This window comes from Rathayibacter sp. Leaf185, assembly GCF_001423885.1.
Classification (GTDB): domain Bacteria; phylum Actinomycetota; class Actinomycetes; order Actinomycetales; family Microbacteriaceae; genus Rathayibacter.
The window spans coordinates 138,459-164,252 of the sequence record NZ_LMPP01000002.1; the positions used below are offsets into that span (position 1 = coordinate 138,459).

Genomic DNA, 25,794 nt, shown 5'->3' on the forward strand with positions numbered 1-25,794 from the left:
CTCGATCCCCTCGAGCCCCGAAAGAAATCCAGCCCGCACCGGAGCTATCCGGGCGGGCTGAACGATTATCTGGACGTTAGCACGTAGATGTGGTGGTCCGCGGGCGAGTACACAGAACGGCCGGCCCCTCCGGGGAGCCGGCCGTTCAGTGCTGCAGCGGCCTACAGGCCCTGAGCGAGGCGGTAGTACGCGGCGTTCGAGCGGATGTCGGCCTCGAAGCCGCGGAGGGTCGTCGACTCGTCGATGATCAGCAGCTCGACGCCGGCGATGCGGGCGAAGTCCTCCCACGCCTCCAGGCCGATCTGCGTCGTCATCACCGTGTGGTGCGCGGCGCCCGCGGTGATCCACGCGGCGGCGCTGGTGCCGAAGTCGGGGGCGGGCTGCCAGACGGCGCGGCCGACCGGGAGGTGGGGCAGCGTCTGCGGCGGCACGACGGTGGTCACCTTGTTCGCCACCAGGCGGAAGCGCTCGCGCACGTCGCTCAGTGCGACGACGACCGCATCGCCGGCGTCGGCGGTGAAGACCAGGCGCACCGGGTCCTCGCGGCCGCCGATGCCCAGCGGGTGGATCTCGAGCGTGGCGCGCTTCGACGACAGCGACGGCGACACCTCGAGCATGTGCGCGCCGAGGATGAGCTCCTCGCCGGGCGTCATGTCGTAGGTGTAGTCCTCCATCAGGCTGGTGCCGCCGGGGAGCCCGGCGCCCATGACGGCGGCGATGCGGATGAGGACGGCGGTCTTCCAGTCGCCCTCGCCGCCGAAGCCGTAGCCATCGGCCATCAGGCGCTGCACGGCGAGGCCGGGGAGCTGGCGGAGCCCGCCGAGGTCCTCGAAGGAGTCGGTGAACGCCTCGAAGCCGCCCTCCTCCAGGAACGAGCGCAGGCCGATCTCGATCGCGGCGCCGTAGCGGAGCGACTCGTGGCGCTCGCCGCCGGGGAGCAGCTCGGGAACCACGTCGTAGCTCTCGACGTACTCGGCGACGAGGGCGTCGATCTGCTCGGAGGTCGCCGCGTCGACGCGCTCGACGAGCTCGTTGACGCCCCAGGTGTTGACGCTGACGCCGAGACGGATCTCGGCCTCGGTCTTGTCGCCCTCGGTGACCGCGACGTTGCGCATGTTGTCGCCGAAGCGCGCGACCTTCATGCCCTGCGACGCCGACCAGCCGGCGGCCGCGCGCGACCAGACGCCGATCGACGAGGTCACCTTCGGGTCGCTGGCGTGGCCGACGACCGTCTTCCGCGGCACGCTCATCCGGCTGAGGATGTAGCCGTGCTCGCGGTCGCCGTGCGCGGCCTGGTTGAGGTTCATGAAGTCGAAGTCGATGTCCTGCCACGGCAGGGCCACGTTGGCCTGGGTGTGGAAGTGCAGCAGCGGCTTGGCGAGCGCGTCGAAGCCGTGGATCCACATCTTCGAGGGGCTGAAGGTGTGCATCCAGGTGATCACGCCCACGACGGAGTCGTCGGAGTTGGCCTCGATCATCGTGCGGCGGATCGCGTCGGAGCTCTTCAGCACCGGCTTCCACTTGATGGTGACGGGGATCGACGACGACTCGTTCAGCTGCGCGACGACGGCCTGCGACTGCTCGGCGACCTGGCGGAGGGTGTCCTCGCCGTAGAGGTCCTGGCTGCCGGTCAGGAACCAGACGGTGCGCTCGGCGAGGTTCGGGATGATGCTGCGGGTCATGCGAGTGCTCCGGTGGGGTTCTGTCCGTAGACGTTCTGGTAGCGGTCGAACAGGGCGTCGATCGACTCCTGCGGGATCGGCACGAGCTCGCCGCCCTGGCGCGCGAGGTGCACGGTGCGGGCGACGTCCTCGGCCATGACGGCCGCCTTCACGGCGTCCTTCGCGTCCTTGCCGATGGTGAAGACTCCGTGGTTCTGCATCAGGACCGCGCGCGAGCGGTGGCCGGTCAGCGTCGCGACGATGCCGACTCCGATGGAGTCGTCGCCGATGATCGCGAACGGGCCGATGGGGATCTCGCCGCCGAACTCGTCGGCCATCGCGGTGATCACGCAGGGGATCGCCTCGGCGCGGGCGGCCCAGGCGGTCGCGTAGGTGGAGTGCGTGTGCACGACTCCGCCGACCTCGGGCATCTCGCGGTACACGTAGGCGTGTGCCGCGGTGTCGCTCGAGGGGCCGCGCTCGCTGCCGAGGCTGCCGGGCACGACGACTCCGTCGAGGTCGCAGAGGATCATGTTCTCGGGCGCGAGGTCGTCGTAGGAGACTCCGCTCGGCTTGATCACGAACAGGTCGGCACCGGGCACGCGGCCCGAGATGTTGCCGCCCGTCCAGATGACGAGGCCGTAGCGGACCAGCTCGGCGTGGAGGCGGGCGACGTCCTCTCGGACGCGCGTGATCGCCTCCTCGATGTCGGGGCCGAAGCCCGTGCTCTCGGAACTCATGCGGTGTCTCCTTGCGTGGTGAGGGTGTCGACGGCCGTCTGCTCGACGGCGAGGCCGGCGCGGTAGCGCTCGAGGTAGGCGGTGAATCCGGCGACGTCGTCGGGGGAGGGCGCGACGGTCTCGAACTCCCCGTCGCCGAACACCGTCTCGGTCAGGTAGGCGTCGAGGGTCACGCCGTCGGTGAGGCGGTAGGCGGCGAGCACGGCCATGCCCCACGGTCCGCCCTCGGAGGCGGTCGCGGCGACCGACACCGGCGCGTCGAGCGCACCGGCGAGGAAGCGCTGCGCGACTCCGGCCGTGCGGAACATGCCACCGTGCGCGAACATCTCGTCGATGCGCACGCCCTCACCGGCGAGCACGCGCATGCCGAGGGCGAGGGTGCCGAACACGCCGTAGAGCTGGGCGCGCATGAAGTTCGCGAGGGTGAGGCGCGAGTCGGGGGTGCGCACGACGAGCGGGCGGCCCTCGACGAGGCCCGCGATCGGCTCGCCCGCGAGGTGGTTGTAGGCGAGCAGTCCGCCCGCGTCGGCCTCGCCCTCGAGCGCCTCGGCGAAGAGGGTGCCGTAGACGGCGTCGCTGTCGGAGGGGCCGCCCTGCGCCTCGGCGAACCGCGAGAAGAGGCTCACCCAGGTCGCGAGCTCGCTGGCGCCGTTGTTGCAGTGCACCATCGCGACGAGGTCGCCGGCCGGAGTCGCGACCAGGTCGAGCTCGTGGTGGACGCTCTCGAGGGGGCGCTCGAGCACGACCATCGCGAAGATGCTGGTGCCCGCGCTGACGTTGCCGGTGCGCGGGGCCACGGAGTTGGTGGCGACCATGCCGGTGCCGGCGTCGCCCTCGGGCGGGCAGAACGGCGCACCGGGCTGCAGGGCGCCGGTCGGATCGAGCAGCAGCGCGCCCTCGGTGGTCAGCTCGCCGGCGGCGGCGCCGGCGGGGAGGACGGCGGGCAGCAGGTCGCGCAGCGGAGGCAGGGCGCCGGCCACGCGGGCGTCGTAGCGCTCGAGGACGGTCTCGTCGTAGTCGCGGGTCGCAGGGTCGGTCGGGACCATGCCGGAGGCGTCGCCGACTCCGAGGACCTTCTCGCCGGTCAGCTGCCAGTGCACGTAGCCGGCGAGGGTCGTGAGGAAGTCGATCCGCTCGACGTGCGGCTCGGAGTCGAGGACCGCCTGATGCAGGTGCGCGAGCGACCAGCGCAGCGGGATGTTGGCGCCGAAGAGCTCGGTGAGCTCGGCCGAGGCGGGGCCGGTGCTGGTGTTGCGCCAGGTGCGGAACGGCACGAGCAGCTCGCCGGCCGCGTCGAACGCGAGGTAGCCGTGCATCATCGCCGAGACTCCGAGGGCGCCGACGGTCGTGAGGGTCGCGCCGTGGCGCTGCTGCGCGTCGGCGACGAGGTCGGCGTAGGCGGCCTGGAGCCCCGCGTGCACGGCGTCGAGCGAGTAGGTCCAGCGCCGGTCGACGAGCTGGTTCTCCCACTCGTGGCTGCCGACCGCGAGCACGATCGAGGGATCGGCGGCATCGACGAGGCACGCCTTGATCCGGGTGGAGCCGAGCTCGATGCCGAGGGCTGTCGCGCCACTCGAGATCGCCTCGGCGGGGGCGGGCCGTCGCTGGTCCATGGTGCTCCTCGCTCGGGCGATGTGACCGTTCACAAAGCCCCGGGTCAGCCTAGGCGAAACGCCTCGCGGTCGGCAATGCGCGGTGCGACGGAACTCTCGGCCACCGACTGGACGCGCACAGGGGTCCTGTCAACACCTGCCTCCTGAGGAACCGTTCAGATAACGTCATCGACGAGCGGTACGCAGCCCCCGCACCGCCGAAGGACCCCCATGACGCAGTCCCCTGCCCTCTCGCCGGCGCTCGCTCGCGAGGTCGTCGTCGAGGCCTGCCGCCTCGGTGACGCCACCCTCGATTCGTACATCGACGACCTCTGGGCCGCCAAGTCCGATCCCGATCTGATGCGCCGGCTGCTCGGCCGCCTGCGGCGGGAGGTCGAGGAGGCGCGCGCCCTGCTGGCGGCCGCAGCCGAGCCCGAATGGTGGTCGGATGCGAGTCCCGAGCGACTCGCGGCGGCCTGTACGGCCGCGCGGATCTGGCCGGAGGGCGATCCCGAGTGCGCCGAGCTCGAACGCCGCTTCGCCTCGCACCTCAGGGGCGTCCTCGGAGTCGACATCGCGGCGATCCCGCGCCGCTCCCGCACCCCGTAGGCGAGGCCTCGCTCGCGGGCTCTCAGCCGGCGTCGTGCCGCGTCGTCGACGCGCGCTCGACCAGCTCCGGAGGCACCGGCTCGTCGACGGCGGCCGTCTCTCCTCGCAGCTCGGCGAGCACGACGCCGATCGTGCGCCGTCCCACCTCGGCGAAGTCCTGGCGGATGGTCGTCAGCGGCGGCTGGTAGTGCGCGGCCTCCGGCACGTCGTCGAAGCCGACGACGCTGAGATCCCGGGGTACGCGGACCCGGCGGTCGGCGCACGCGTGCAGCAGCCCGAGGGCCATCTGATCGTTCCCGGCGACGACGGCCGTCACCTCCGGCACCTCGTCGAGGAGGCGGAGACCGGCGCGGTAGCCCGACTCGGCGCTCCAGTCACCCGCGATCACGGCGGCGGGAGCGAGACCCGCCTCGCTCATCCGCGCGGTGAAGCCGTCGAGGCGGGCGTGCGCCTCGACCCAGTGCTGCGGGCCGGCGATGTGCGCGATGCGGGTGTGGCCGTGCGCGAGCAGGTGCTCGGTGGCGAGCCGGGCGCCCGCCGCCTGGTCGACCAGGAGGCGCGGGTCGGCGCCGCGACCGGTCGCGCCGAGGGTCACGAACGGGACTCCGATCGCGAGGCTGTCGATCGCCTCGAGCGCCCGCTCCTGCGGGGCGAGCACCACGATCGCCTCGACCGACTCTCGCTGGAGGTGTGCGAGACCGTCGGCCAGCGACTCGGCATCGGGCGCGGCGTTGACCACCGGCACCCGGTAGCCGGCGTCGCGCGCCGCCTGCTCGATCGCGGCCATCGCGGTGGCGGTGCCGTAGAAGCTGTGGCTCTCGGCGGCGAGGATGCCGATGAGTCCGGAGCGGCTGGTCGCGAGCGCCCGAGCGGCGGCGCTGGGGCGGAACCCGAGCTCGTCGATCGCCGCGAGCACGCGCTCCCGGGTGCGCGGGCGCAGCTGCGGGCTGTCGTTGAGCACACGCGAGACGGTCTGGTACGAGACGCCCGCCTTGACCGCCACGTCGCGGATGGTCGGCTGTCTCGGCATCTGGTCACCGTAGCGGTGCGCGCCCGGCGTCTTGCGCGCGGTCGTCGTACGGTGGTCCTGAGAATCCACTCACGCAGACGGGAGTCGACCATGGAGAACCAGCAGATCGCGATCCTCGTGGCCATCGTCGTCGGTATCGCGATCATCGGATCCGTCGTCGCGATGATCCTCCGCGCCCGCGCCGGTGCGCCGACAGCAGACTCCCCGCGACGTCGCGGCGACTCCGGCACCGCGACCGGCGACGGCGGGTCGTCGTCGGGCGGCGGGCGGGACGACCGCGGCGGCGACGATCAGGGGTCCTCCGACAGCGGCTCGAGCGGCGACTCCTCCGGGGGCGACGGCGGCGGGGGCGACGGCGGAGGTGGCGACGGCGGAGGTGGCGATGGCGGCGGTGGCGATGGCGGCGGCGGAGGCGGCGGCGGGGACTGACCCGCGCCAGGCGCTAGGGGCCGCCGAGCCAGTGGTCGATGCGGTGGTGGTCGGGGGTGAAGCCGTGGTCGACTCCCCAGAGCACGGCCTGGGTGCGGCTCTCGGCGCCGATCTTGCCGTAGACGCTGCGGATGTAGGACTTCACCGTGTTCGGGCTCAGATAGGTGAGTGACGCCACCTCGGCGTTGCTCTTGCCCTGCGTGATCAGCGCGAGGATCTCGGACTCGCGGTCGGTGATGCCCTCGTGCCGGCCGGGCCAGTCGAGACCGGGCGCGGTGCCGGCGCGGCGGGGCGGGTCGCTGACGACGATCTCGCCACTGCCGACGCGCTCCAGCGCCGCCACGAGCTCCCGCGCGGGCAGCGTCTTGGAGAGGTAGCCGTGCACGCCCTGCTCGAGCGCGTCGGCGATCAGCGCGGGCTGGAAGTTCCAGGTGTAGACGACGACGTGCCGGGCGCGCTCGTTGCGCACCAGCTCCGCGAGCTCGTGGTGGTCCGACTCCGGCTGCGCGAACGAGTCGTAGAGCACGATGTCGATCGTGTCCGAGAGAGTGGCGTTCGCGTCGATCTCGGCGATCAGGATGCGGTCGCGGTAGTGGTCGAACATGTGCGCGAGCCCGGTGAGGACGACGTCGTAGTCGTCGACGAGCGCCACGGTGAGGGGCGCGGGTCGGGGCATGGTCGGACGCTACCCCAGTTCCCAGAGTCGGAGCTACACCCCCAGGGGTGTACCGGCGCTGCCCCCGGGGTGGTTCCGTGGTCATCGGCCCCGCACCCGCCGGGTCGAGAACTGCAGGCCAGCCCTGCGCTACAGGAAGGTGACCACCGTGATCGGTCTCATCATCAGTCTCATCGTCGTCGGCCTCATCGCCGGGGCACTCGCCCGTCTGATCGTCCCCGGACGCCAGAACATCAGCATCCTCATGACGATCGTGCTCGGCATCATCGGCTCGTTCGTCGGCGGCTTCCTCGGCTTCCTGCTGTTCCAGCGTGACGCCATGGACGGATTCCTCCAGCCGGCCGGCATCATCGGCTCGGTCATCGGCGCGATCATCGTGCTGCTGATCTACACCCGCTTCGCGGGCCGCTCGGCCGCGCGCCGCTGAGCCCATCGCCTGCCGGCCCGCTGGTCGAGGAGCCCCGCTGCGCGGGCTGCTCGATCCGCGGGTCGCTCGGCAGCCGCGGGGTGCGCGGCGGCTCGGCGCGGCGGCGGCCGGTCGCCTCGAAGGCGGCGGCGATCGCCAGGAGGCGCGAGTCGTCGTAGGCGGCCCCCGCGAACGTCAGCCCCACCGGCATCCCGATGTCGGCCGCGACGCCCATCGGCACCGTGACCGTCGGGATGCCGAGGTGCCGGATCGCCAGATTCCCGTTCGCCACCCACACGCCGTTCCGCCACCCCGACTCGGCCGACGCTTCGTCCACATCCATGTCGGCAGCGCCCACATCCGCCACCGCAGGGAATACGACGGCGTCCAGCCAGAGGCCGGCCATCCACTCCTCGAGGTCGACGCGACGCGTCTCCTCCAGCCCGCGAAGTCCGTCCGCCAGCTCCGGGATGTCGGTCACGCCCGCGACCGGATGCCGCCGCACCTGCTCCGGGTAGTCGGCGATGTCGTCCTCGAACCCCGTGTACCGGTCCGGCAGCGCCCCTACCGGCGCGGGGAAGATGCGCGCCCCGTCGACGTCGGCGAGGGTCCGCAGCTCCGGGTCGCCGTTGGCCTCGAGGAAGTCGTCCCAGGCCCATGCCGCCAGGTCGACGATCTCGCGGCGGAGGTACTCGGGCGACACCAGTCCGCGCGTCGCGATCGTCGGCGCCCCCGGCCGGTCGCCCTCGTAGTTCGACACCACCGGGAAGTCCGCCTCGACGACGGCCGCGCCGGCCGCCTCGAGATCGCGGCGGGCCGCCTCCCACAGCGCGAGCACCGACTCCCGGGGCGTGATCGCGCGACCGGTCGGGCCGCCGATGCCCGGCTCCGCCGCGGTCCCCGCCTCCGGATCGGTGCCGAGATACAGGCGCGGCACGCCGAGCCGCAGGCCCTGGAGCGAGGCGCCCTCGAGCGCGCGGTACGACGCCGGGCGCACCTGGGACGCCCGCGGCAGCGGGATCCACGGCTGCACCCGCCAGAAGTCGCCGCGGCTCTCGGGGTCGTCGGCCACGAGCACGTCGAGCACGGCCAGCAGGTCGGCCATCGTTCGGGTGTGCGGCACGACGACGTCCATCGTCGGCACCAGCGGCCAGTTGCCGCGCACCGAGATCACGCCGCGCGAGGGCGTGTAGGCGCAGAGTCCGCTGTTCGAGGCGGGGCCGCGGCCGCTCGACCAGGTCTCCTCGCCGAGGCCGAACGCGGCGAAGCTCGCCGCCGTCGCGGTACCCGACCCGTTAGACGAGCCGGAGGCGAACGGCGCGGCCAGGAAGCCCGCGTTGTACGGGCTCTCGGCGCGGCCGTAGAGCCCGCGCTGCATGCCGCCGTTGGCCATCGGAGGCATGTTCGTCAGCCCGAGGCAGATCGCGCCGGCCGCGCGCAGGCGCTCGATGCTGAACGCGTCGCGCTGGGCGACGAGGTCGGCGAAGGCGGGGCTGCCGGCAGCGGTGGTCAGGCCCTCGACGAGGTAGCTGTCCTTCGCGGTATAGGGGATCCCGTCGAGCGGGCCCCGTGCGGTGCCGGCGGCGCGGCGGGTGTCGGAGGCGGCCGCCTCCTCGAGCGCGCGCGGGTTGCGGACCACGACCGAGTTCAGCGCCGTCGCGGTACCGGGGGCGTCGTAGGCGGCGATGCGCGCGAGGTAGGCGGTGACCAGCTCGACGGCGGTCACGGCTCCGCTCGCGAGTGCCGAGGCGAGGTCGTCGATCGACGCCTCGACGACGTCGATCACGAGGCCGCCCCGACGCTCGGCTGCTGCTGGGTGATGCAGTGCACGCCTCCGCCGCGCGCGAAGATCGCCCGCGCATCGACCGCGACGACGCGGCGACCCGGGTACGCCTCGGCCAGGATCTCCTGCGCCACCGCGTCGGCGCGCGCCTCGCCGAACGAGCAGGCGATCACGCCGCCGTTGACGACCAGGTGGTTGAGGTAGCTCCAGTCGACGAAGCCCTCCGCGTCGCGGAGCGTCTCGGGCGCCGGGACGTCGACGATCTCGAACGGGCGCCCCGCGGCATCGGTCTGCGTCTCGAGCAGGGCGCGGATGCCGCGCATCACGGCGTGGTCGGGGTGGGCTCCGTCGTTCTGCCGGTGCAGGAGGAGGCGCCCGGGCGAGGGGATCGTCGCGACGATGTCGACGTGGCCGTTCGTGCCGAAGTCGTCGTAGTCGCGAGTGAGCCCGCGGGGGAGCCAGACCGCGTGGGTCGCTCCGATCGTGCGCTCGAGCTCGGCCTCGACACGGGCGCGGTCGAGGTAGGGGTTCCGGCGCGGATCGAGCTGCACCGTCTCGGTGACGAGGACGGTTCCCTCGCCGTCGACGTGGATGCCCCCGCCCTCGTTCACCATGGTCGAGCTGACCAGCTCGCTGCCGGCGACCGAACTCGCGAACCGGGCGATCTCGGCCGACTTGCGCCACTCGGACCAGCCGGGGTCGCCCCAGCCGTTGAAGGTCCAGTCGACGGCGCCGAGCACGCCGGGCCGCTCGTCGTCGACGACGAACGTCGGGCCGAAGTCGCGCATCCAGAACTCGTCGACCGGGGCCTCGAGGAGCTCCGCTCCCGCGCCGAGCATCCGCCGCGCGCGCCCGGTCTCGCTCGGGTCGACGACCATCGAGACCGGCTCGAACTCGGCCACGGCGAGGGCGACGGCGCTCCACGCGGCGTAGCACTCCTCGCGCTCGGCGGCGGTGTCGCCGAGGGAGGGCCCGGGGACCGGGAAGGTCATCCAGGTGCGGTCGTGCGGAGCGGTCTCCGCGGGCATGCGCCAGGCCATGGGGCACCGTCCTGCTCGGGTCGTGTCGGGGAGGTGCGCCGATTATCCCCTGCGGGCGGCGCCTGCCGCCCGCCGGCTGCCCGCTGATCGCCCTGCCGAGGGTGGTGGGTCTCGATTCGCCCCTGCGGGGCTGCTCGATCAGCGGGCGCGCTACTCCGCGGGCACCGCGCGGTACGGCGCCAGCACCGTGCGCGCCGACTCGAGGAGGACGCGCGCCAGCACGTCGCGGTCGGCCGAGCGGAGCGACGGGTCCATGCCGGCGATCATGAGGCCGCCGCCCGCGACCGCGAGGGCGATGCGCGCCTCCGCCGACGGATCGGAGCCGATCAGGTGACGGTTGATGCCCGTCGTCGCCTCGACGAAGGCGGGGTCGCGCCAGAGCAGCTGCACGACCGCCGGGTCGCGCTGGATCGCGGCGGCGAACTCGCGGTGCTCGACCGCGAGCCCGACCAGCCCTTCGAGCGTGACGTCGAACGCGCGCGCGGGAGGCGTCGCATCGGCCTCGCGCACCAGCTCGGCCATCCGCGCGAAGGCCGGCTGAACGACTGCGAGCACGATCTCGTCCTTCGACGCGAACTGGTGGTAGACGGCGGCCTTGGTCACTCCGAGCTCGTCGGCGATGTTCTGCAGCGACGTGCCGTTGACCCCGCGCTCGCCGAAGAGCCGGAGCGCCGTCTGCAGGAGGCGCGCCCGCGATTCGCCGCGCTTGCCGACCGGTCGGGCCATCGCTCCTCCTCGTTCGCTGACGATCCTAGGCGCGCGTTGTCGAAAGCTAGCCGATCGGCTAGCTTTGCGGCAGATCACGACGAACAGGAGACGAGCGGATGAAGCTCTCGATGGTCACGGCCCCCGGAACGACGACGACGGTCGAGGTCGACACCCCGACTCCGGGACCGGCCGACGTGCTGGTGCGGGTGCGCGCGTGCGGCATATGCGGCTCCGATGCGCTGTACATCGCCCTCGGCGGACTGCCCGGGATCGAGGGACGCACGCCGCTCGGCCACGAGCCGGCCGGCGAGGTCGTGGCGGTCGGCGCCGACGTCGAGGGCATCCCGATCGGCGCCCGCGTCGTCATCAACCCGATGGCAGCGCCCACCGGCATCATCGGCTCGGGCGGCACGAGCGGAGGCATGGCCGAGTTCCTCCTGATCGAGAACGCAGAACTCGGGCGGAGCCTGCAGATCGTGCCGGACCACATCCCCTTCGAGGTCGCGGCACTCAACGAGCCGATGGCCGTCGCGCGCCACGCCGTCAACCGCACGCAGCCGAAGCCGGGCGACGCCGTCGTGGTCTTCGGAGCCGGCCCCATCGGCCTCGGCGCGGTGCTCGCCTACCGCGCGCTCGGCGCCGGTCACGTCACCGTCGTCGATGTGATCCCCTCCCGTCTCGAGAAGGCGCTCGCGGTCGGCGCCGACGCGGTCGTCGACTCCGCGCGCGAGGGCGTCGTCGAGCGCCTGATCGAGCTGCAGGGCGAGGCGCCCGCGCGTCGCGGGCAGCGCAAGCCCGCGACCGACGTGTTCCTCGACGCGGCCGGTGCGCCGATCGTGGTGCAGACGATCCTCGGCGCGGCGAAGCACGGTGCGACCCTCGGAATCGTGGCCGTGCACAAGAAGCCGGTCGAGGTCGACTTCGGCGCGATCCTCGGCACCGAGCTGACCATCGTGCTCTCGATGGGATATCCGACCGAGATCTTCGAGGTGACGGAGGATCTGGTCGCGAACTGGGAGAAGTACGCGGTGATCGTCAGCGACGTCGTCGACTTCTCCGAGGTCGATCGGGCCTTCGTCACCGCCTCGACTCCTGGCGCCGCCGACAAGGTCGTCGTCACCTTCGGGAGCGACGCGCGATGACGATCAGCACCCTCGACTCCGTGACCGCGCTGGTCGTCGTCGACCTGCAGCCCGCGACGATCGCGAATCCGCTGGTCCACCCCATCGGCGACGTCATCGCTCGGGCCGCCGCGCTCGCCGAGAGGTTCCGCCGACGCGGGCTGCCGGTCGCGCTCATCACGGCCGACCTCGGCCACCCGAATCCCGGGCGCACGGAGGTGGGCCGCGGCCGATCGGCGCCGGCCCTGCCTCCCGAGGCGATCGCTCCGCTGCCCGCTCTCGGCCGCGGCGACATCGTCATGGTGAAGAGTGCGTGGAGCGCCTTCGGCGGGACCGGGCTACACGAGGCTCTGGCCGAGCGCGGCGTCACCCAGGTCGTGCTCGCCGGACTCACCACCGGCTTCGGCATCGAGTCCACCGCGCGCGCCGCCTACGACCTCGGCTACTCGGTGGTCGTCGCGACCGACGCCGTCACCGACCTCCAGCTCGCCTCGCACGAGAACAGCGTCGCCCGCGTGCTGCCCGTGCTCGGCGAGACGGGCACGACGAGCGACGTGCTCGCCCTGCTCCCGGCCCTCTGATCCCGCTGCTCACAAGGAGAAACCGCATGCTCACGTCCACGAACACCGTCCAGGAGTGGCTCGACGACTCCGTCGGCGGCCCGATCCTCCGCGGGATCCTCGCCCAGGGCGGCCAGTCGGCCGACGACCTCGCGCCGGCCGCCGGTCTCAGCCTGCAGACCCTCGTCGAGCTCGGCGGCGGCCGGTTCCCGCAGGAGCTCGTCGACACGCTCGTGAGGCAGGTGAACGGCGGCGTGATCCCGGAAGAGGAGGCCGAGCCGGCGACTCAGGCCCGCTTCGCGGATCGGACCGTCATCGTCACCGGCGCAGGCTCGGGCATCGGCCGGGCCACCGCGCGCCGGCTCGTGCGCGAGGGCGCCCGGGTGATCGCGGTCGACGTGGCGCCGAAGGGCATCGACGAGCTGGCCGCCGCCTCCGTCGACGGCTCGGTCGTGACCGTGACCGCCGACATCACCTCGGCCGACGGAGTCGCGGCCATCGTCGCCGCGGCGGGGGAGAGGATCGACGGGCTCGCCAACATCGCCGGGATCATGGACGGCATGATGCCTCTCCACGAGGTCGACGACTCCCTCTGGCGCCGCGTCTTCTCGGTCAACGTCGACGGCACGTTCGCGCTCAGCCGCGCGGTGCTGCCCGCCATGCTCGCGCAGGGCCGCGGCTCCGTCGTCAACATCGCCTCGGAGGCGTCGCTGCGCGGCAACGCGGCCGGCACCGCCTACACGGCCTCGAAGCACGCGGTCGTGGGCATCACGAAGTCGGCGGCGTTCCTCTACGGGCCCTCCGGCATCCGCACCAACGCGGTCGCCCCCGGCCCGACGGCCACGGCGATCGAGGGCACGATGGCGTCGGAGTTCGGGCGCGAGCGGCTCTCGCCGTTCATGGCGCTCATCCCGGCGGTCGTCTCGGCCGACACGATGGCCGCCTCGATCACCTGGCTGCTGAGCGACGACTCCGCGAACGTGAACGGGATCGTGCTCGCCTCCGACGGCGGCTGGTCGGTGCAGTAGCGCGCGGTGCCTTCGGCTCGCGGATTCGCGTTCGGCTCCTGAGAACCGGCGGATTCCGCGGGCCGGACCGGCTTCGACGAGCCCGAGGCGGCTCCGGCGGCGGCCCGCGTCAGGCCCGCGGGGCGCGCAGCTCGCGACTGATCGCCCGGAGCCCGGTCTCGAGGGCCTCGAGTTCGTCCTGGCTGAGCCGCGACAGCACGTCCTCGCCGAGCTCCGGGCGGGCCGCCATCAGCTCGCGGACGACCGCCCGACCGAGGGGCGTCGCGTGGATCCGCCGCACGCGGTGATCGAGCCGATCGCCGGAGCGGGTGACGAGCTCGGCGGCGGCGAGTCGGTCGACGAGCTTCGACATCGACGGCATCGAGACGCCGAAGCGCTCGGCGAGGCCGGCGCCGGTCGCCCCCTCCTCGGTCGTCACCACGACGCTCAGCGCCTTGAGCTGCTGGATCGTGAGGTCCGTCGTCATCAGCGGCTCGAGCACTCGAGGGATCGAGCGGACGGTGATCGCGATCGACAGCGCCTCGATGCCTGCCATCGCTCGGGCGCGGGCGTCGTCGGTGGGCATGCGCTCACCGTAGGTCCCAGGTGACGTCCAGCACAAATGGTTAGCTCGAGGCTAACCTTCTGAGCATCAGCAAGTGAACCGATCCGGAGTCGTGTCGGCGCGTCAGGTCGGGAGCGGTCCGCTCCTCGCAGACGGCCCGGTCTCCCGCGGTCGACGCGCCGCGCGGCGCGACGAAAGCGAGACGCAGATGACCGCCCCGACCGATCCCCTCGACCTCGACGCCGCGCGCGAGAAGTACCGCCGCGAGCGCGACCGCCGCCTCCGCCCGGACGGAGCGACGCAGTACCGCCGCGCCGCCGGCGAGTTCGGCTACTACGCGAAGGACCCGTACACCGAGCGCGTCGAGCGCGAGCCCGTGGCCGACCGTGTCGAGGTCCTCGTGATCGGAGCCGGCTTCGGCGGCCTGCTCACGGCCTCCCGACTGCGCGAGGCCGGAGTCGAGTCGATCCGCCTGATGGACGAGGCGGGCGATGTCGGCGGCACCTGGTACTGGAACCGCTACCCGGGGGTCCGCTGCGACATCGAGTCGTTCGTGTACATGCCGCTGCTGGAGGAGGTCGGCACGATGCCGAGCGAGCGCTACGCGCCCGGCGACGAGATCCGCCGGCACGCTGTCGCGATCGCCGAGCACTACGGGCTGTACCGCGACGCGCTGTTCCAGACCCGGGCGACCTCGCTCGACTGGGACGAGGAGTCGGACGAGTGGGTCGTCGGCACCGATCGCGGCGACCGCTTCCGCGCCCGCTTCGTCGTCACCTCCTCCGGCACGATGACCCAGGCCAAGCTCCCCGGCATCCCCGGGATCGAGACCTTCCGCGGCCACACCTTCCACACCAGCCGCTGGGACTACGGCTACACCGGAGGCTCGGCCGACGGCGGCCTGACGGGTCTCGCCGACAAGCGGGTCGCGGTGGTGGGCACCGGAGCGACCGGCCTCCAGGTCGTGCCCCACGTCGGCGCCGATGCGCAGGAGCTGGTCGTCTTCCAGCGCACGCCGTCGACGGTCGACGTCCGCGACAACAGGCCGACCGATCCGCGATGGGCGGCCTCGCTCCGGCCCGGCTGGCAGCGCGAGCGGATGGAGAACTTCCTCGCCGTGCTCGCCGGCGAGCCCGTCGACGAGAGCCTCGTGCAGGACGGCTGGACCGCGACGACCGCCCTGCAGCGGCAGATCCTCTCGGGAGCGGTCGACGAGACCCTCACCCCGGAGGAGCGCGAGCGACGCGACGAGCTCGACGATCTCGACACGATGAACCGCCTCCGCGCCCGGATCGACGAGGTCGTCGACGACCCGGCGACCGCCGAGGCCCTGAAGCCCTGGTACCGCTACATGTGCAAGCGCCCGGGCTTCAGCGACACCTACCTGCCGACCTTCAATCGCCCGAACGTGCGGCTCGTCGACACGGCCGACGCGGGCGGGATCACACGCGTCACCGAGACGTCGGTGGTCGTCGGCGACACCGAGTACGAGGTCGACTGCCTGATCTTCGCGACCGGTTTCGAGGTCGGGATCTCGGGCGTGATGTCGGGCACGCTGCCCGTGACCGGCCGCGACGGCCGCACGCTCCTGGAGGCGTGGGGTCGCGGCCCGCGCACCCTGCACGGCTTCTCGTCGCACGGCTTCCCGAACCTGTTCCACCTCAGCGGCATCCAGAACGCCAACTCGGTGAACTTCGCGCACATCCTGCTCGAGCAGGCCGAGCACATCGCCGCGGTCATCGCCCGGGGCCGCGCGGTCGGCGCCCGCTACCTGGAGCCGAGCGCCGAGGCGGAGGAGGCGTGGGTGCGCACCGTTCACGAGACCGCCGCCGACACCCGTGCGTTCCAGGCCGAGTGCACGCCCGGCTACTACAACGGCGAGGGCACCCGCTCGATCGGAGGCGCCTCCTACAGCCCCGGACCGATCGCGTTCCACCGTCTCCTGCGCGAGTGGCGCGAGGGCGGGATGGGCGATGTGCTCGTCGGCGCCGACGTGACGGCTGCTCGATGAGGTGAGCGTGCGGGAGGTGCGCGCCGCCACCGCTGTCTAGGGTGAGCGCATGAGTTCGGAACCGGCCATGTCCAGCGTGCGCGCGGCGGTGGGCGACCCGCGGATCCTCGTCTTCGGTCGTCTGCTCGGCGCGGCGAACGGCTGGGAGCACGTCCTCGCCAAGGCGCTCGAGGAGGAGACGGGGCTCGACCACACCCTGTTCGAGCTGCTGGTCGTCGTCGGGCGGGCGGGAGCGGGAGGGATCGCTGTGCGCGACATCGCGCAGGCACGGGTGCTCACCTCGGGTGGCGCGACGAGACTGGTGCAGCGCGGGGTGCAGCGCGGCCTCGTCGGGCGCCGGCCCTCCTCCGACGACGCCCGCGTGCAGCTGATCGAGCTCACCGCGGAGGGGGAGCGGATGCTGCTGCGCGCCACTGCGGTGCACGCCGCGAACATCGAGCGGACGATGCTCGCCGTGCTCCCCGAGGAGCAGCGGGAGGGCTTCGCGGTAGCGGTGGAGGCGCTCAGCAAGGGCGCCGCGCGGGCGCTGCCCGTCATGCCCTGACTCTCCAGGTCGGATCGGGAATAGCTGACTGCGCAGCTAAGTTGTCTCGGAGGCACGGCGATCCGCGCCGCGCGCTCGAGAAAGCGACCGCTCAGCATGACCCTCTCCTTCGACGTCTTCGATCTCGACTTCCCGGTCGGATCCCCGAACAAGTCCGCAGTCCTCGTGTCCGGCCCGACGGAGGCCGTGCTCGTCGACGCCGGCTTCACCCGCGCCGACGGCCACCGCCTCGTCGCGGCGGTCCTCGACTCCGGGAAGACTCTGACGACGGTGTTCGTCAGCCACGCCGACCCCGACTTCTACTTCGGCCTCGAGGTCGTCGCCGACGCGTTCCCGGAGGCGGCGATCGTCGCCACTCCGATCGTCATCGAGCACATCCACGCCTCGTTCGAGGGCAAGCTGACGGCCTGGGCCGCGCTCGGCGCGAACCTGCCCACGCGCCTCGTCGAGATCTCGCCGCTCACCTCCGACTCGATCGAGATCGACGGCGAGGTACTCGAGCTCCGCGGCGGCTCCGAGGCGCTGCCCGACCGCCACTACCTCTGGTACCCGGAGCAGCGCGCGATCCTCGGGGGCGTCCTCGTCTTCCAGCAGGAGCACGTCTGGACCGCTGACACCGCGACTCCCGAGCAGCGCTCGGCGTGGGTCGAGCTGCTCGACGAGATGCTCGCGCTCGACCCCGACCTCGTCGTCCCCGGCCACCGCCTGCCCGAGACCGCGACCGATGCGAGCGCGCTGCAGTACACCCGCGCGTATCTGGTGCAGTTCGAGAACGTGCTGGCCGAGGCCGCGGACGGCGCTGCCGCGACCGCGCTTCTGGCGCAGAAGTACCCCGACTCGGGGATGATGATCGCGGCCCAGATCGGGCCCAAGGTCGCCAAGGGGGAGATGACGTGGGGCTGAACGGGAGCACCGGAGGAACCGAGATCGTGAGCACCGCACCGCGCGACGTCGTCCGCCGTCAGTACCTCGCCTCCGCCGCCGGTGACCTCGACGCGCTGCGGGCCACCATGGCCCCCGACGTCGAGTGGACCGAGATGGCGGGCTTCCCGCTCGCCGGCACCTACCGCACGCCCGAGGGCGTCACCTCGAACGTGATGGAGATCCTCGGCCGCGACTGGGAGGGCTGGGCCGCGCACGACGACCACTACGTCGTCGAGGGCGAGAACGTCGTCGTGCTTGCGCGCTACACCGCGACGCACCGCAGCACGGGCAAGGCGCTCGACGCTCGGGTCGCCCACCATTTCGTGGTGCGCGGCGGGCTCATCGTGCGCTTCGAGCAGTTCGTCGACACGGCACTGGTCGCCGCGGCGGCGACGGCCGACTGAGGCGACGCGCACCCGGCCCGAGGGGGAGGGGGTCGCTGCGCGGCGGGCGAGGGGCGCCGGTCTCGGCCGCACCCTGAAGCGCCACCGGTCGGGTCGCCTCCCGGCCTCGTGCGAGTGCGTCCCCCTCGGCCCGCTCGCAGCCCTCAGCCCACGAGCCGCTCCAGCTCGGCCCGCAGCACCCCGACCGCCCACTCGCCCTCGCCCTCGCGCAGGAGCAGGTGCACGGCGAGCCCGTCGACCAGCGCGTGCAGTCGGCGCGCGGCGTCGAGCAGCTCGGCGTCGGGGGTCCGGCGGGCCACGGCGGCGCAGAGCAGCACGCACATCTCGGCGAGCCCCCGGTGCGCCTCGTCGCGGATCCCGCGCAGCTCGGGCAGGGCCGGGGTCTCGGCGATCAGCGCGATGTTCACCTCGAGCTCGGCGCGGCTGTCGGGCTCGAGCGGCAGCAGGTGGCGCAGCATGGCCACCGCGTCGGCGAGCGCGTCGCCCGTGCGCGGGGTGGCGAGGATCCGCTCGGTCGCCCGCGTCACCATCAGCTCGGCCGAGAAGGCCACGAGCTCGGTGCGGGTGGGGAACACGTGCCGGAGCGATCCGACGACGACGCCCGCCTCCTCCGCGACTGTGCGCACCGAGACAGCGCCGATACCGCGCTCGCGCACCACGCGCCAGACCGCCTCGGCCAGCTGGGCCTTGCGGGCGTCGCGATCGAGGGGCACTCCGCAAGATTAGCACGGGCGTGCTAGCGTTCGACATCGATTAGCACAGTCGTGCTGATCGATCGAGCGGAGCAGCGGGGGAACCATGATCCTGGCCATCGTCATCGCGTGCGAGATCGGATTCTGGGTGGTCATCGCCCTGGGTCTGCTCGCGCGCTACGCCCTCCGCTGGAAGCGCACCGGCGCCGTCCTGCTCGCCATGACCCCCGTGGTCGACGTGGTCCTGCTCGTCGCGACCGCGATCGATCTGCGGAACGGAGCGACGGCCTCCTTCGCCCATTCGCTCTCGGCCGTCTACCTCGGCTTCTCGATCGCCTACGGCCACGCGCTCGTCCGTGCCGCCGACCTGCGGTTCGCCCACCGCTTCGCCGGAGGCCCCGCCCCCCAGAAGCTCTACGGCGCCGCCTATGCGCGATGGTGCTGGAAGGACCTCGGCCGCACGACTCTCGCCGCCGCCATCGCGGCCGCCGCAGTCCTCCTGCTCGGCTGGATCGCCGGCGACCCCGCGCGGACCGCGGCGCTCGACGGCGTCTTCCCGATCCTGCTCCTCGTCGTCGCGATCGGGATCGTCACCGCCGTCGGCTACACGGTCTGGCCGCGACCGGCGCCGGCCGAGCCCCGCCCGGAGCGGGTCGTCGCGTGAGCGCGGCCGTCAGCGGGTCGGCGGCCCCGCTGCTCACCCGCCGGAGTCGAGGTACCGCGAGAGGACGCGCGCCGCGTCCCGCCCGGCCCGATTCGCTCCGACCGTCGACTGCGACGGGCCGAACCCGATCAGGTGCACCCGCGGGTCGGCGTCCACCCGGGTACCGGTCATCGTGATCCCGCCGCGGTCGTTGCGCAGCGCGAGCGGATCGAGGTGGGCCAGGTCGCCGCGGAAGCCGGTGGCCCAGAGGATGGTGTCGACCGGCGTGAGCGTCCCGTCGGCCTCGCGGACGGCGTCGGGCTCGATCGAGGTGAACATCGGCCGGCGCACCAGCGCGCCCCGGTCGCGGGCGGCGATCGCGTAGGGCGTCCAGGCGAGTCCGGTGTACGACACGACGCTGCCGGCAGGATTTCCCGCCTCGACGTCGGCGGTGACGCGGGCGATGACGTCGCGACCCTCGGTCTCGGGCGTGAAGGACGAGAGGAAGACCGGCTCGCGGCGGGTGTACCAGAACGTGGTCGCGCCGCGGGATATCTCCTCGAGCTGCTGAACGGCCGAGATGCCGCCGCCGACGACGGCCACGCGCCGGCCGGCGAAGTCCTCGGCGCGGACGTAGTCGCGGGTGTGCAGCCGGCGCCCGCGGAACGACTCCTGCCCGGGGTACCGGGGGAGGAGCGGGTTGTTCCAGGTGCCGGTGGCGTTGATCACGGCGCGGGTGATCCAGGCGCCCGCGTCTGTCGTGACGACGAGGTCCCCCTCCGGATCGTCGTCGACGGCCTCGACGCTGCGCACGGTCACGGGGCGGAGGATCGGCAGCCCGGTCGCCGCCTCGAACTGCGCGAAGTACCGCGGCACCGCGACCCTCGACGGCTCGTCCGGGTCGATCGGAGGCACCGGGAAGCCGGGCAGATCGAAGATCCCGTTGACCGTCGCCATCCGCAGCGACTCCCAGCGGTGCTGCCACGCGCCTCCGGGTGCCGGGTTCGCGTCGAGCATCACGACGGTGCGGGCGCCGGAGGGATCGGTGAGGGCACTCGAGAAACCGCGGCGCGCGAGGTGGTAGCCGGCCGAGAGTCCCGCCTGCCCCGCCCCGACCACGACGACGGTCGCAGCGCGCATGTCCTCGTCCACCGGACCAGCCTAGGGCGTCGATACAGCAGCGGCTGTACTATCGGAGGCGTGCCCGCCACCCTCCCCGTCACCGCGACGCTCACCCACACCGCCGCGCTCGCCCGCCTCGGCTCGGCGCTCTCGGACCCGACCCGCGCGAGCATCCTGCTGATGCTGCGGGAGGCGCCGGCGTTCCCCTCCGACCTCGCCGACGCGCTCGACGTCTCGCGCCAGGTGATGTCGAACCACCTCGCGTGCCTGCGCGGCTGCGGCCTGGTCGCGGCGATCCCGGAGGGGCGGCGCACCTGGTACCGCCTCGCCGACCCGCACCTCGCTCCCGCGCTCGACGACCTGCTGCGAGTGGTGCTGTACGTCGATCCCGACTGCTGCGAGGGCGAGGGGTGCACGTGCTCATGACCACGCTGACGGACGACCGCCGCACGCTGCTCCGCCGCAGGGTCCGTCTCCTCGTCGCCGCGACGATCGGCTACAACCTCGTCGAGACGATCGTCGCCCTGAGCGCCGGCGCCGCCGCGACGTCGACCGCGCTGATCGGCTTCGGGCTCGACTCCGGCATCGAGGTGCTCTCGGCCGCCGCGGTCGCCTGGCAGTTCACGCGGAAGGACCCCGAGCGCTACGAGAAAGGCACGCTGCGGGTGATCGCGGTCGCCTTCTTCGCGCTGGCCGCCTACGTCGCCGTCTCGTCGGTGCTGGCACTCGCGGGTGCTCGGGAGGCGGAGCACAGCCCGCTCGGTCTCGTCATCACCGCGCTGAGCGTGATCGTGATGCCGTTCCTCTCCTTCGCCGAGCGCCGCACCGGCCGAGAGCTCGGGTCGGCGAGCGTCGTGGCCGACTCGAAGCAGACCCTGGTCTGCACCTGGCTCTCGGCCGCGGTGCTGATCGGGCTGGTGCTCGACGGCCTGCTCGGCTGGTGGTGGGCGGATCCGGTCGCGGGCCTCGTGATCGTCGTCTTCGCGCTGCGCGAGGGAGTGGAGGCGTGGCGCGGCGACGCGTGCGCCACCTCCGTCGGCATGGTGCTCGAGGAGGACTGAGGCGCGTCACAGCGCGGTGCTCGATGCTCGGGGGATGACCCCCGCCGTGCCCGACGCCCTCGTTCCGCTCGCGCTGCGGCTGATCCGTGCGAACCGCACCTTCGTCACGGCCGACGGCGCCCGCCGCCGCATCCGCGAGAACGCGCTGCGCCCGGCGGCGTCCGGTCCGCCGTCGCGTCTGCGTCCCGGCGTCCGGGTCGACGTCGAGCAGGTCGGCGGCTGGCCGGTCTACACGATCCGTCCGCGGCGCCCCGTCGGAGGCGTGGTGTACGCGCACGGAGGCGGCTGGGTCACCGAGATCGCGCCGCAGCACTGGCGGCTGGCGGCGCGGATCGCGGACGAGGCATCGGTGGTGGTGACCCTCCCGATCTACCCGCTCGTGCCGTTCGGCACCGCGCTCGAGGCGCGCGACGGCGTGCTGGGTCTCGTGCGGAGGAGTATCGAGCGCCACGGGACCACCTCGTTGGCGGGCGACTCGGCCGGCGGGCAGATCGCGCTGTCGACCGCGCTCGCCCTGCGCGACGAGGGCGTCGTCCTGCCCGGGACCGTCCTGATCTCGCCCGCGCTCGACCTCACCTGGAGCAATCCGCGGATCCCGCTCGTGCAGCCGACGGACCCGTGGCTCGGCACCCCCGGCGGGCGGGTGCTCGCCGACCGCTGGCGCGGCGCACTCGAGCTGACCGACCCGGTCGTGAGCCCGCTCTTCGGCGACCTCGCCGGCCTCGGCCCGCTGACGGTGTTCACCGGCACCCGCGACGTGCTGAATCCCGACGCGCACGTGCTCGCGGCGAAGGCCGCGGAGGCGGGAGTGGCGCTGACGCTGCACGAGGCGGTCGGTCAGCTGCACGTGTACCCGCTGCTGCCCACGCGCGCCGGCCGCGCGGCCCAGCAGGACGTGGTGGCGGCGCTGCGCCCGCACAACGAAGGCTGAACGCCGCGAATCCCCGATCTCTCGACGCTTCAGGACGTTCAGCCTTCGTTGTGCGGGTGCTCCCTGCACGACGTGGATTCCGGTGCGCGCGGACGAGCGCGAATCAGCGGAGCCCGTTCCTGCGGGTGAAGTCGTCCAGCGCCGCGCGGTCCGAGAGGAGCACGGAGGGGACGGTGGCCTCGTCGTGCAGTCGCCGGTAGCGATCTCTGCTCCGGCGCGAGGGCCCGAGGAGGAACCGCAGCATCGCGAGGCTCACCCGGTCGCGAGTCCCCTCCAGGCCGCCGATGCGCTCCTGTCGGCTCCAGGTGCGACGGAGGTAGCGGAACACCGTCGCGGTCGTCGTCGACTCGAGCGCGATGAGGCCCGTGGCCCGGTCGAGGCGCTCGGGCAGCCAGCGAGAGTAGTTGCCCTCGATCACCCAGCGGTCGCCGGCGACGGCCGCGGCGTGCAGCAGGGCGAACTCGTCGGCTCCTCGCTCGACCCAGTGCGTCCCCGGCAGGTGCCAGTACTGGTCGAGGTGCACGATCGGAATCCCGCGGGCACGGCCGATCGCAACGGCGAGCGTCGACTTGCCGCTGTTCGAGGGGCCGATGATGCAGACCCGCTCGCCGAGGTCGTCCAGGTTCATCCGTCGATCCTGGCGTATCGCTGCGCGTCTCGTGGAGAGAGAGAGGAAGGCCCCGCTCCGCGGGCTACTCGATCAGCAGGCAGCACGGGCTGCGGGCTCGACCAGCAGGCAGATCTCCCCGCCTCAGGCGCCCCAGCTCGACTGAGTGCCGCCGGCGCGCTCGTCGGCGAGCACCTGCGCGTGTCCGGAGGCGGCGTAGGTGGCCATCGGGTCGGCCGGCAGCCCGCGGTCCGAGCGCCAGGCCGCGAGGGCCGGGCGGACGTCCGAGTAGAACGCGTCCATGAAGAGACCGTTCGCGCCGAGCACGTCGCCGGCGAGCTGCGCCTCCTCGAGGGCGGCACGGTCGACGAGCAGCGCGCGCGCCGTCATCTCCTGCACGTTGAGGACCGAGCGGATCTGGCCGGGGATCTTGTCCTCGACGTTGTGGCACTGGTCGAGCATGAAGGCGACCGGCGAGTCCGGGCCGTAGCCGCCTCCGCGGACCACCTCGAAGAGGATGCGGAACAGCTGGAACGGGTCGGCCGCGCCGACGATGAGGTCGTCGTCGGCGTAGAAGCGCGAGTTGAAGTCGAACGAGCCGAGCTTCCCGAGGCGCAGCAGCTGGGCGACGATGAACTCGATGTTGGTGCCGGGGGCGTGGTGGCCGGTGTCCAGGCAGACCAGTGCGCGGTCGCCGAGTGCGGCGACGTGGGCGTACGAGGTGCCCCAGTCCGGCACATCCGTGTGGTAGAAGGCGGGCTCGAAGAACTTGTACTCGAGCACGAGGCGCTGAGTCGTGCCGAGGCGCTCGTAGATCGCGGCGAGCGAGTCGGCGAGGCGGTCCTGCCGGCCGCGGATGTCCTGCTGGCCCGGGTAGTTCGAGCCGTCGGCGAGCCAGATCTTGAGGTCGCGCGAGCCGGTCGCGTCCATGATGTCGATGCACGCGAGGTGGTGGTCGATCGCCTTCTGGCGGATCACCGGGTCGGAGTGCGTGAGCGACCCGAACTTGTAGTCGTCGTCCTGGAACGTGTTGGAGTTGATCGTGCCGAGGCTCACTCCGAGCGAGGACGCGTACTCGCCCAGGGCGGCGTAGTCGTCGACCTTGTCCCACGGGATGTGCAGCGCGACGCTGGGGGCGAGGCCGGTGAGCTCGTTGACCTTCGCCGCGTCGGCGATCTTCTCCTCGATGGTGCGCGGCGTGCCGGGCGTCGAGAAGACCTTGAAGCGGGTCCCGGAGTTGCCGAAGGCCCAGGAGGGCAGCTCGATCGCCTGCTGCTCGAGCTGGCTGAGGATGTCGGGGCTGAGATCGGTCATCGTGCGGTTCCTTCGGTGTCTGCGGTGTCTGCGGTGTCGGTGAGGGCGGCGAGCTGGTCCTCGAGGTGGAACACCTCGGTGAGCGGGAGGAAGCCCTCGTCGGGCGCGCCGTCGAGATCGACGAAGAACTCGGCCATCTCGGCCTGCCAGCGGGCGTTCACCTCGGTCTCGGCCATGGCCGCCTGCGCGGCGGCGAGGGACGGCGTCTCGACGTAGCCGATCAGGAGGCCGTCGTCGCTGACGAAGAGCGAGTAGTTGTTCCAGCCGGAGGCTTTGAGCGCCCGGAGCATGTCGGGCCAGACCGCGGCGTGGCGTTCGCGGTACTCGGCGAGCCGCTCGGGCTTCACGCGGAGCTGGAAGCAGGCCCGCGTGAGGGGGGTGTCACTCGTCATCGAGCGGCTCCTTCAGTGCAGAGGTGGGATGAATCCCGCTATGAATCGTTTCACCCGGAGCGTAGCGCGCGCCGCAGAGGCCTGTCAAAGCCGGGAACGCAGGTGCTCCCGATCCCGATGTCATACTTCCGGGACGCCCAGATCCCCGAGGAGGAGCCGTGCCGTCCGTGAGCATCCGCGACGTCGCCGCCCGAGCCGGGGTGTCGGTGGGCACTGTGTCGAACGTGCTCAACCGTCCCGAGAAGGTCGGCGGCGAGTCGGTCCAGCGCGTGCAGGAGGCGATCGCCGAGCTCGGCTTCGTCCGCAACGACGCGGCGCGGCAGCTCAGGGCCGGCCGCAGCCGCAGCGTCGGGCTCGTCGTGCTCGACGCCGGCAACCCCTTCTTCTCCGAGGTCGCGCGCGGCGCCCAGGCCAGGGCGGCGGAGGCGGGACTCTCGGTGCTGCTCGCGAGCACCGACTCCGACGCCGCCCGCGAGGACTCCTACCTCGACCTCTTCGAGGAGCAGCGCGTCAGCGGCGTCCTCATCTCGCCGCAGGGGGAGGAGTCGGCGCGCCTCGCCCGCCTCCGCTCGCACGGCATCCCCTGCGTGCTCGTCGACCGCGAGTCGAGCGATCCCGCGTTCTCGTCCGTGGCGGTCGACGACATCGCCGGTGGTCGCCTGGCCGTCGAGCACCTGCTGCAGCTCGGGCGCCGCCGCATCGCGGTGGTCGGCGGTCCGGAGTCGGTGCGCCAGGTCGCCGACCGCGTCGCGGGCGCGCGGCAGGCGGTCGCGGCCCTCGAGGGTGCGACTCTCGAGGAGATCCCGACCGACGCGCTCTCGGTGCTCGCGGGGCGCGAGGCGGGGCGCGCGATCGCCGAGCGCGACGCCTCCGCTCGCCCCGATGCGATCTTCTGCGCCAACGACCTGCTCGCGGTGGGCGTGCTGCAGGCGCTGGTGCTGCTCGGCGAGATCAGGGTGCCGGAGGATGTGGCGCTGATCGGCTACGACGACATCGCCTTCGCGACGGCGACCGTCGTGCCCCTGTCGAGCATCCGGCAGCCGAGCGCGCTGATCGGAGCGACCGCGGTCGAGCTGCTGCTCGATCCGGAGCCGCGCCAGGTCGTCTTCCAGCCCGAGCTCGTGATCCGCGCCTCCACCTCCGGCTGACCCCGCCCCCCGGTCTGCTCCGCGAGTCGGGCGAACTGCGTCGTGGCGTGTCGCTCGCCCGAGCGGAGACTCGC

At 72.5% G+C, this 25,794-nt stretch carries 29 protein-coding genes; 15 read left to right on the plus strand and 14 right to left on the minus strand.

Features of this window, described 5'->3' with window-relative positions; genetic code table 11:
* Positions 1-161 precede the first annotated feature (161 nt).
* Genes araA through ASG06_RS07950 form a run of 3 tightly spaced genes read right to left on the minus strand, consistent with a single transcriptional unit; the run spans position 162 to position 4,014 of the window.
* A complete protein-coding gene (gene araA, locus ASG06_RS07940; RefSeq protein ID WP_056040824.1) occupies positions 162-1,682 on the minus strand; it encodes an L-arabinose isomerase in 1,521 nt (506 codons plus the stop codon).
* Positions 1,679-2,401 (minus strand): L-ribulose-5-phosphate 4-epimerase, encoded by a 723-nt coding sequence (locus ASG06_RS07945; protein WP_056040826.1) that lies wholly within the window; start codon positions 2,399-2,401, stop codon positions 1,679-1,681. The genes araA and ASG06_RS07945 overlap by 4 nt, the downstream gene beginning before the upstream one ends.
* Complete coding sequence (locus ASG06_RS07950; protein WP_056040828.1) at positions 2,398-4,014, minus strand: xylulokinase; 1,617 nt, start codon at positions 4,012-4,014, stop codon at positions 2,398-2,400. The genes ASG06_RS07945 and ASG06_RS07950 overlap by 4 nt, the downstream gene beginning before the upstream one ends.
* 210 nt (positions 4,015-4,224) lie before the next feature.
* Here ASG06_RS07950 and ASG06_RS07955 point away from each other — a divergent pair, with 210 nt between their 5' ends.
* The gene (locus tag ASG06_RS07955) at positions 4,225-4,602 is read left to right on the plus strand and encodes a hypothetical protein (protein ID WP_056040830.1); all 378 of its coding nucleotides are present in this window, start codon (positions 4,225-4,227) and stop codon (positions 4,600-4,602) included.
* A 22-nt stretch (positions 4,603-4,624) separates the two neighbouring features.
* On the opposite strand, the gene ASG06_RS07960 is transcribed toward ASG06_RS07955, so the two are convergent.
* Complete coding sequence (locus ASG06_RS07960; protein WP_056042434.1) at positions 4,625-5,632, minus strand: LacI family DNA-binding transcriptional regulator; 1,008 nt, start codon at positions 5,630-5,632, stop codon at positions 4,625-4,627.
* A gap of 90 nt (positions 5,633-5,722) precedes the next feature.
* On the opposite strand from ASG06_RS07960, the gene ASG06_RS20225 reads away from it, so the two are divergent.
* Positions 5,723-6,061 carry a hypothetical protein gene (locus ASG06_RS20225; RefSeq protein WP_056040832.1) on the plus strand — a complete coding sequence of 113 codons (339 nt, stop codon included), beginning with the start codon at positions 5,723-5,725 and terminating at the stop codon, positions 6,059-6,061.
* 13 nt (positions 6,062-6,074) lie between these two features.
* Here the strand turns inward: ASG06_RS20225 and ASG06_RS07970 are convergent, their stop codons facing one another.
* Entirely contained in the window at positions 6,075-6,737 is a 663-nt protein-coding gene (locus tag ASG06_RS07970; protein WP_056040834.1) for a response regulator transcription factor, read from the minus strand.
* 148 nt (positions 6,738-6,885) lie between these two features.
* On the opposite strand from ASG06_RS07970, the gene ASG06_RS07975 reads away from it, so the two are divergent.
* Positions 6,886-7,164: a GlsB/YeaQ/YmgE family stress response membrane protein gene (locus ASG06_RS07975; protein WP_056042437.1), complete on the plus strand. Its 279-nt coding sequence runs from the start codon at positions 6,886-6,888 to the stop codon at positions 7,162-7,164.
* Here the strand turns inward: ASG06_RS07975 and ASG06_RS07980 are convergent.
* The 3 genes from ASG06_RS07980 to ASG06_RS07990 form a co-directional block, all read right to left on the minus strand.
* A complete protein-coding gene (locus ASG06_RS07980; protein WP_082499062.1) occupies positions 7,109-8,929 on the minus strand; it encodes an amidase in 1,821 nt (606 codons plus the stop codon). The two genes, ASG06_RS07975 and ASG06_RS07980, sit on opposite strands and share 56 nt — an antisense overlap.
* On the minus strand, positions 8,926-9,966 hold the full coding sequence (locus ASG06_RS07985) for an agmatine deiminase family protein (RefSeq protein ID WP_056040836.1): 1,041 nt from the start codon (positions 9,964-9,966) through the stop codon (positions 8,926-8,928). The genes ASG06_RS07980 and ASG06_RS07985 overlap by 4 nt, the downstream gene beginning before the upstream one ends.
* Positions 9,967-10,116: 150 nt before the next feature.
* Positions 10,117-10,692 (minus strand): TetR/AcrR family transcriptional regulator, encoded by a 576-nt coding sequence (locus tag ASG06_RS07990; RefSeq protein WP_056040838.1) that lies wholly within the window; start codon positions 10,690-10,692, stop codon positions 10,117-10,119.
* Positions 10,693-10,790: 98 nt separating this feature from the next.
* Between ASG06_RS07990 and ASG06_RS07995 the strand changes: the two genes are divergently transcribed.
* Genes ASG06_RS07995 through ASG06_RS08005 form a run of 3 tightly spaced genes read left to right on the plus strand, consistent with a single transcriptional unit; the run spans position 10,791 to position 13,383 of the window.
* Entirely contained in the window at positions 10,791-11,816 is a 1,026-nt protein-coding gene (locus tag ASG06_RS07995; protein ID WP_056040842.1) for a zinc-dependent alcohol dehydrogenase, read from the plus strand.
* The gene (locus tag ASG06_RS08000; protein ID WP_056040844.1) at positions 11,813-12,376 is read left to right on the plus strand and encodes a cysteine hydrolase family protein; all 564 of its coding nucleotides are present in this window, start codon (positions 11,813-11,815) and stop codon (positions 12,374-12,376) included. Before ASG06_RS07995 ends, ASG06_RS08000 begins: the two co-directional genes overlap by 4 nt.
* Positions 12,377-12,402: 26 nt before the next feature.
* On the plus strand, positions 12,403-13,383 hold the full coding sequence (locus ASG06_RS08005; RefSeq protein ID WP_056040846.1) for an SDR family NAD(P)-dependent oxidoreductase: 981 nt from the start codon (positions 12,403-12,405) through the stop codon (positions 13,381-13,383).
* Between the two features lie 109 nt (positions 13,384-13,492).
* Here ASG06_RS08005 and ASG06_RS08010 read toward each other — a convergent pair whose 3' ends face one another.
* Entirely contained in the window at positions 13,493-13,948 is a 456-nt protein-coding gene (locus tag ASG06_RS08010; protein ID WP_056040848.1) for a MarR family winged helix-turn-helix transcriptional regulator, read from the minus strand.
* 187 nt (positions 13,949-14,135) lie between these two features.
* Between ASG06_RS08010 and ASG06_RS08015 the strand changes: the two genes are divergently transcribed.
* The 4 genes from ASG06_RS08015 to ASG06_RS08030 all read left to right on the plus strand — a co-directional run bounded on the left by ASG06_RS08015 (position 14,136) and on the right by ASG06_RS08030 (position 17,810).
* Positions 14,136-15,938: a flavin-containing monooxygenase gene (locus tag ASG06_RS08015; RefSeq protein WP_056042438.1), complete on the plus strand. Its 1,803-nt coding sequence runs from the start codon at positions 14,136-14,138 to the stop codon at positions 15,936-15,938.
* A gap of 49 nt (positions 15,939-15,987) precedes the next feature.
* On the plus strand, positions 15,988-16,482 hold the full coding sequence (locus ASG06_RS08020; protein ID WP_197409394.1) for a MarR family winged helix-turn-helix transcriptional regulator: 495 nt from the start codon (positions 15,988-15,990) through the stop codon (positions 16,480-16,482).
* 96 nt (positions 16,483-16,578) lie between these two features.
* On the plus strand, positions 16,579-17,385 hold the full coding sequence (locus ASG06_RS08025) for an MBL fold metallo-hydrolase (RefSeq protein ID WP_056040852.1): 807 nt from the start codon (positions 16,579-16,581) through the stop codon (positions 17,383-17,385).
* 26 nt (positions 17,386-17,411) lie between these two features.
* A complete protein-coding gene (locus ASG06_RS08030; protein WP_231727659.1) occupies positions 17,412-17,810 on the plus strand; it encodes a nuclear transport factor 2 family protein in 399 nt (132 codons plus the stop codon).
* Between the two features lie 143 nt (positions 17,811-17,953).
* On the opposite strand, the gene ASG06_RS08035 is transcribed toward ASG06_RS08030, so the two are convergent.
* A complete protein-coding gene (locus ASG06_RS08035) occupies positions 17,954-18,523 on the minus strand; it encodes a TetR/AcrR family transcriptional regulator (protein ID WP_056040854.1) in 570 nt (189 codons plus the stop codon).
* An 85-nt stretch (positions 18,524-18,608) separates the two neighbouring features.
* On the opposite strand from ASG06_RS08035, the gene ASG06_RS08040 reads away from it, so the two are divergent.
* The gene (locus tag ASG06_RS08040) at positions 18,609-19,166 is read left to right on the plus strand and encodes a hypothetical protein (protein WP_056040857.1); all 558 of its coding nucleotides are present in this window, start codon (positions 18,609-18,611) and stop codon (positions 19,164-19,166) included.
* Positions 19,167-19,199: 33 nt separating this feature from the next.
* Here ASG06_RS08040 and ASG06_RS08045 read toward each other — a convergent pair whose 3' ends face one another.
* Positions 19,200-20,297: a flavin-containing monooxygenase gene (locus tag ASG06_RS08045; RefSeq protein WP_231727660.1), complete on the minus strand. Its 1,098-nt coding sequence runs from the start codon at positions 20,295-20,297 to the stop codon at positions 19,200-19,202.
* A gap of 48 nt (positions 20,298-20,345) precedes the next feature.
* On the opposite strand from ASG06_RS08045, the gene ASG06_RS08050 reads away from it, so the two are divergent.
* Genes ASG06_RS08050 through ASG06_RS08060 form a run of 3 tightly spaced genes read left to right on the plus strand, consistent with a single transcriptional unit; the run spans position 20,346 to position 22,259 of the window.
* The gene (locus tag ASG06_RS08050; RefSeq protein ID WP_056040859.1) at positions 20,346-20,693 is read left to right on the plus strand and encodes an ArsR/SmtB family transcription factor; all 348 of its coding nucleotides are present in this window, start codon (positions 20,346-20,348) and stop codon (positions 20,691-20,693) included.
* Complete coding sequence (locus ASG06_RS08055) at positions 20,690-21,328, plus strand: cation diffusion facilitator family transporter (protein WP_056042444.1); 639 nt, start codon at positions 20,690-20,692, stop codon at positions 21,326-21,328. The genes ASG06_RS08050 and ASG06_RS08055 overlap by 4 nt, the downstream gene beginning before the upstream one ends.
* Before the next feature lie 34 nt (positions 21,329-21,362).
* Entirely contained in the window at positions 21,363-22,259 is an 897-nt protein-coding gene (locus ASG06_RS08060; protein ID WP_056040861.1) for an alpha/beta hydrolase fold domain-containing protein, read from the plus strand.
* Positions 22,260-22,362: 103 nt separating this feature from the next.
* On the opposite strand, the gene ASG06_RS08065 is transcribed toward ASG06_RS08060, so the two are convergent.
* The 3 genes from ASG06_RS08065 to ASG06_RS08075 form a co-directional block, all read right to left on the minus strand.
* The gene (locus ASG06_RS08065; RefSeq protein ID WP_056040862.1) at positions 22,363-22,887 is read right to left on the minus strand and encodes an AAA family ATPase; all 525 of its coding nucleotides are present in this window, start codon (positions 22,885-22,887) and stop codon (positions 22,363-22,365) included.
* A 123-nt stretch (positions 22,888-23,010) separates the two neighbouring features.
* Positions 23,011-24,180, minus strand: a complete 1,170-nt coding sequence (rhaI, locus tag ASG06_RS08070; protein WP_056040863.1) for an L-rhamnose isomerase — start codon at positions 24,178-24,180, stop codon at positions 23,011-23,013.
* Positions 24,177-24,572, minus strand: coding sequence for an L-rhamnose mutarotase (locus tag ASG06_RS08075; RefSeq protein WP_056040864.1), 396 nt, complete (start codon positions 24,570-24,572; stop codon positions 24,177-24,179). Before ASG06_RS08075 ends, rhaI begins: the two co-directional genes overlap by 4 nt.
* A gap of 158 nt (positions 24,573-24,730) precedes the next feature.
* On the opposite strand from ASG06_RS08075, the gene ASG06_RS08080 reads away from it, so the two are divergent.
* Complete coding sequence (locus tag ASG06_RS08080; RefSeq protein WP_056040866.1) at positions 24,731-25,720, plus strand: LacI family DNA-binding transcriptional regulator; 990 nt, start codon at positions 24,731-24,733, stop codon at positions 25,718-25,720.
* Positions 25,721-25,794 lie beyond the last annotated feature (74 nt).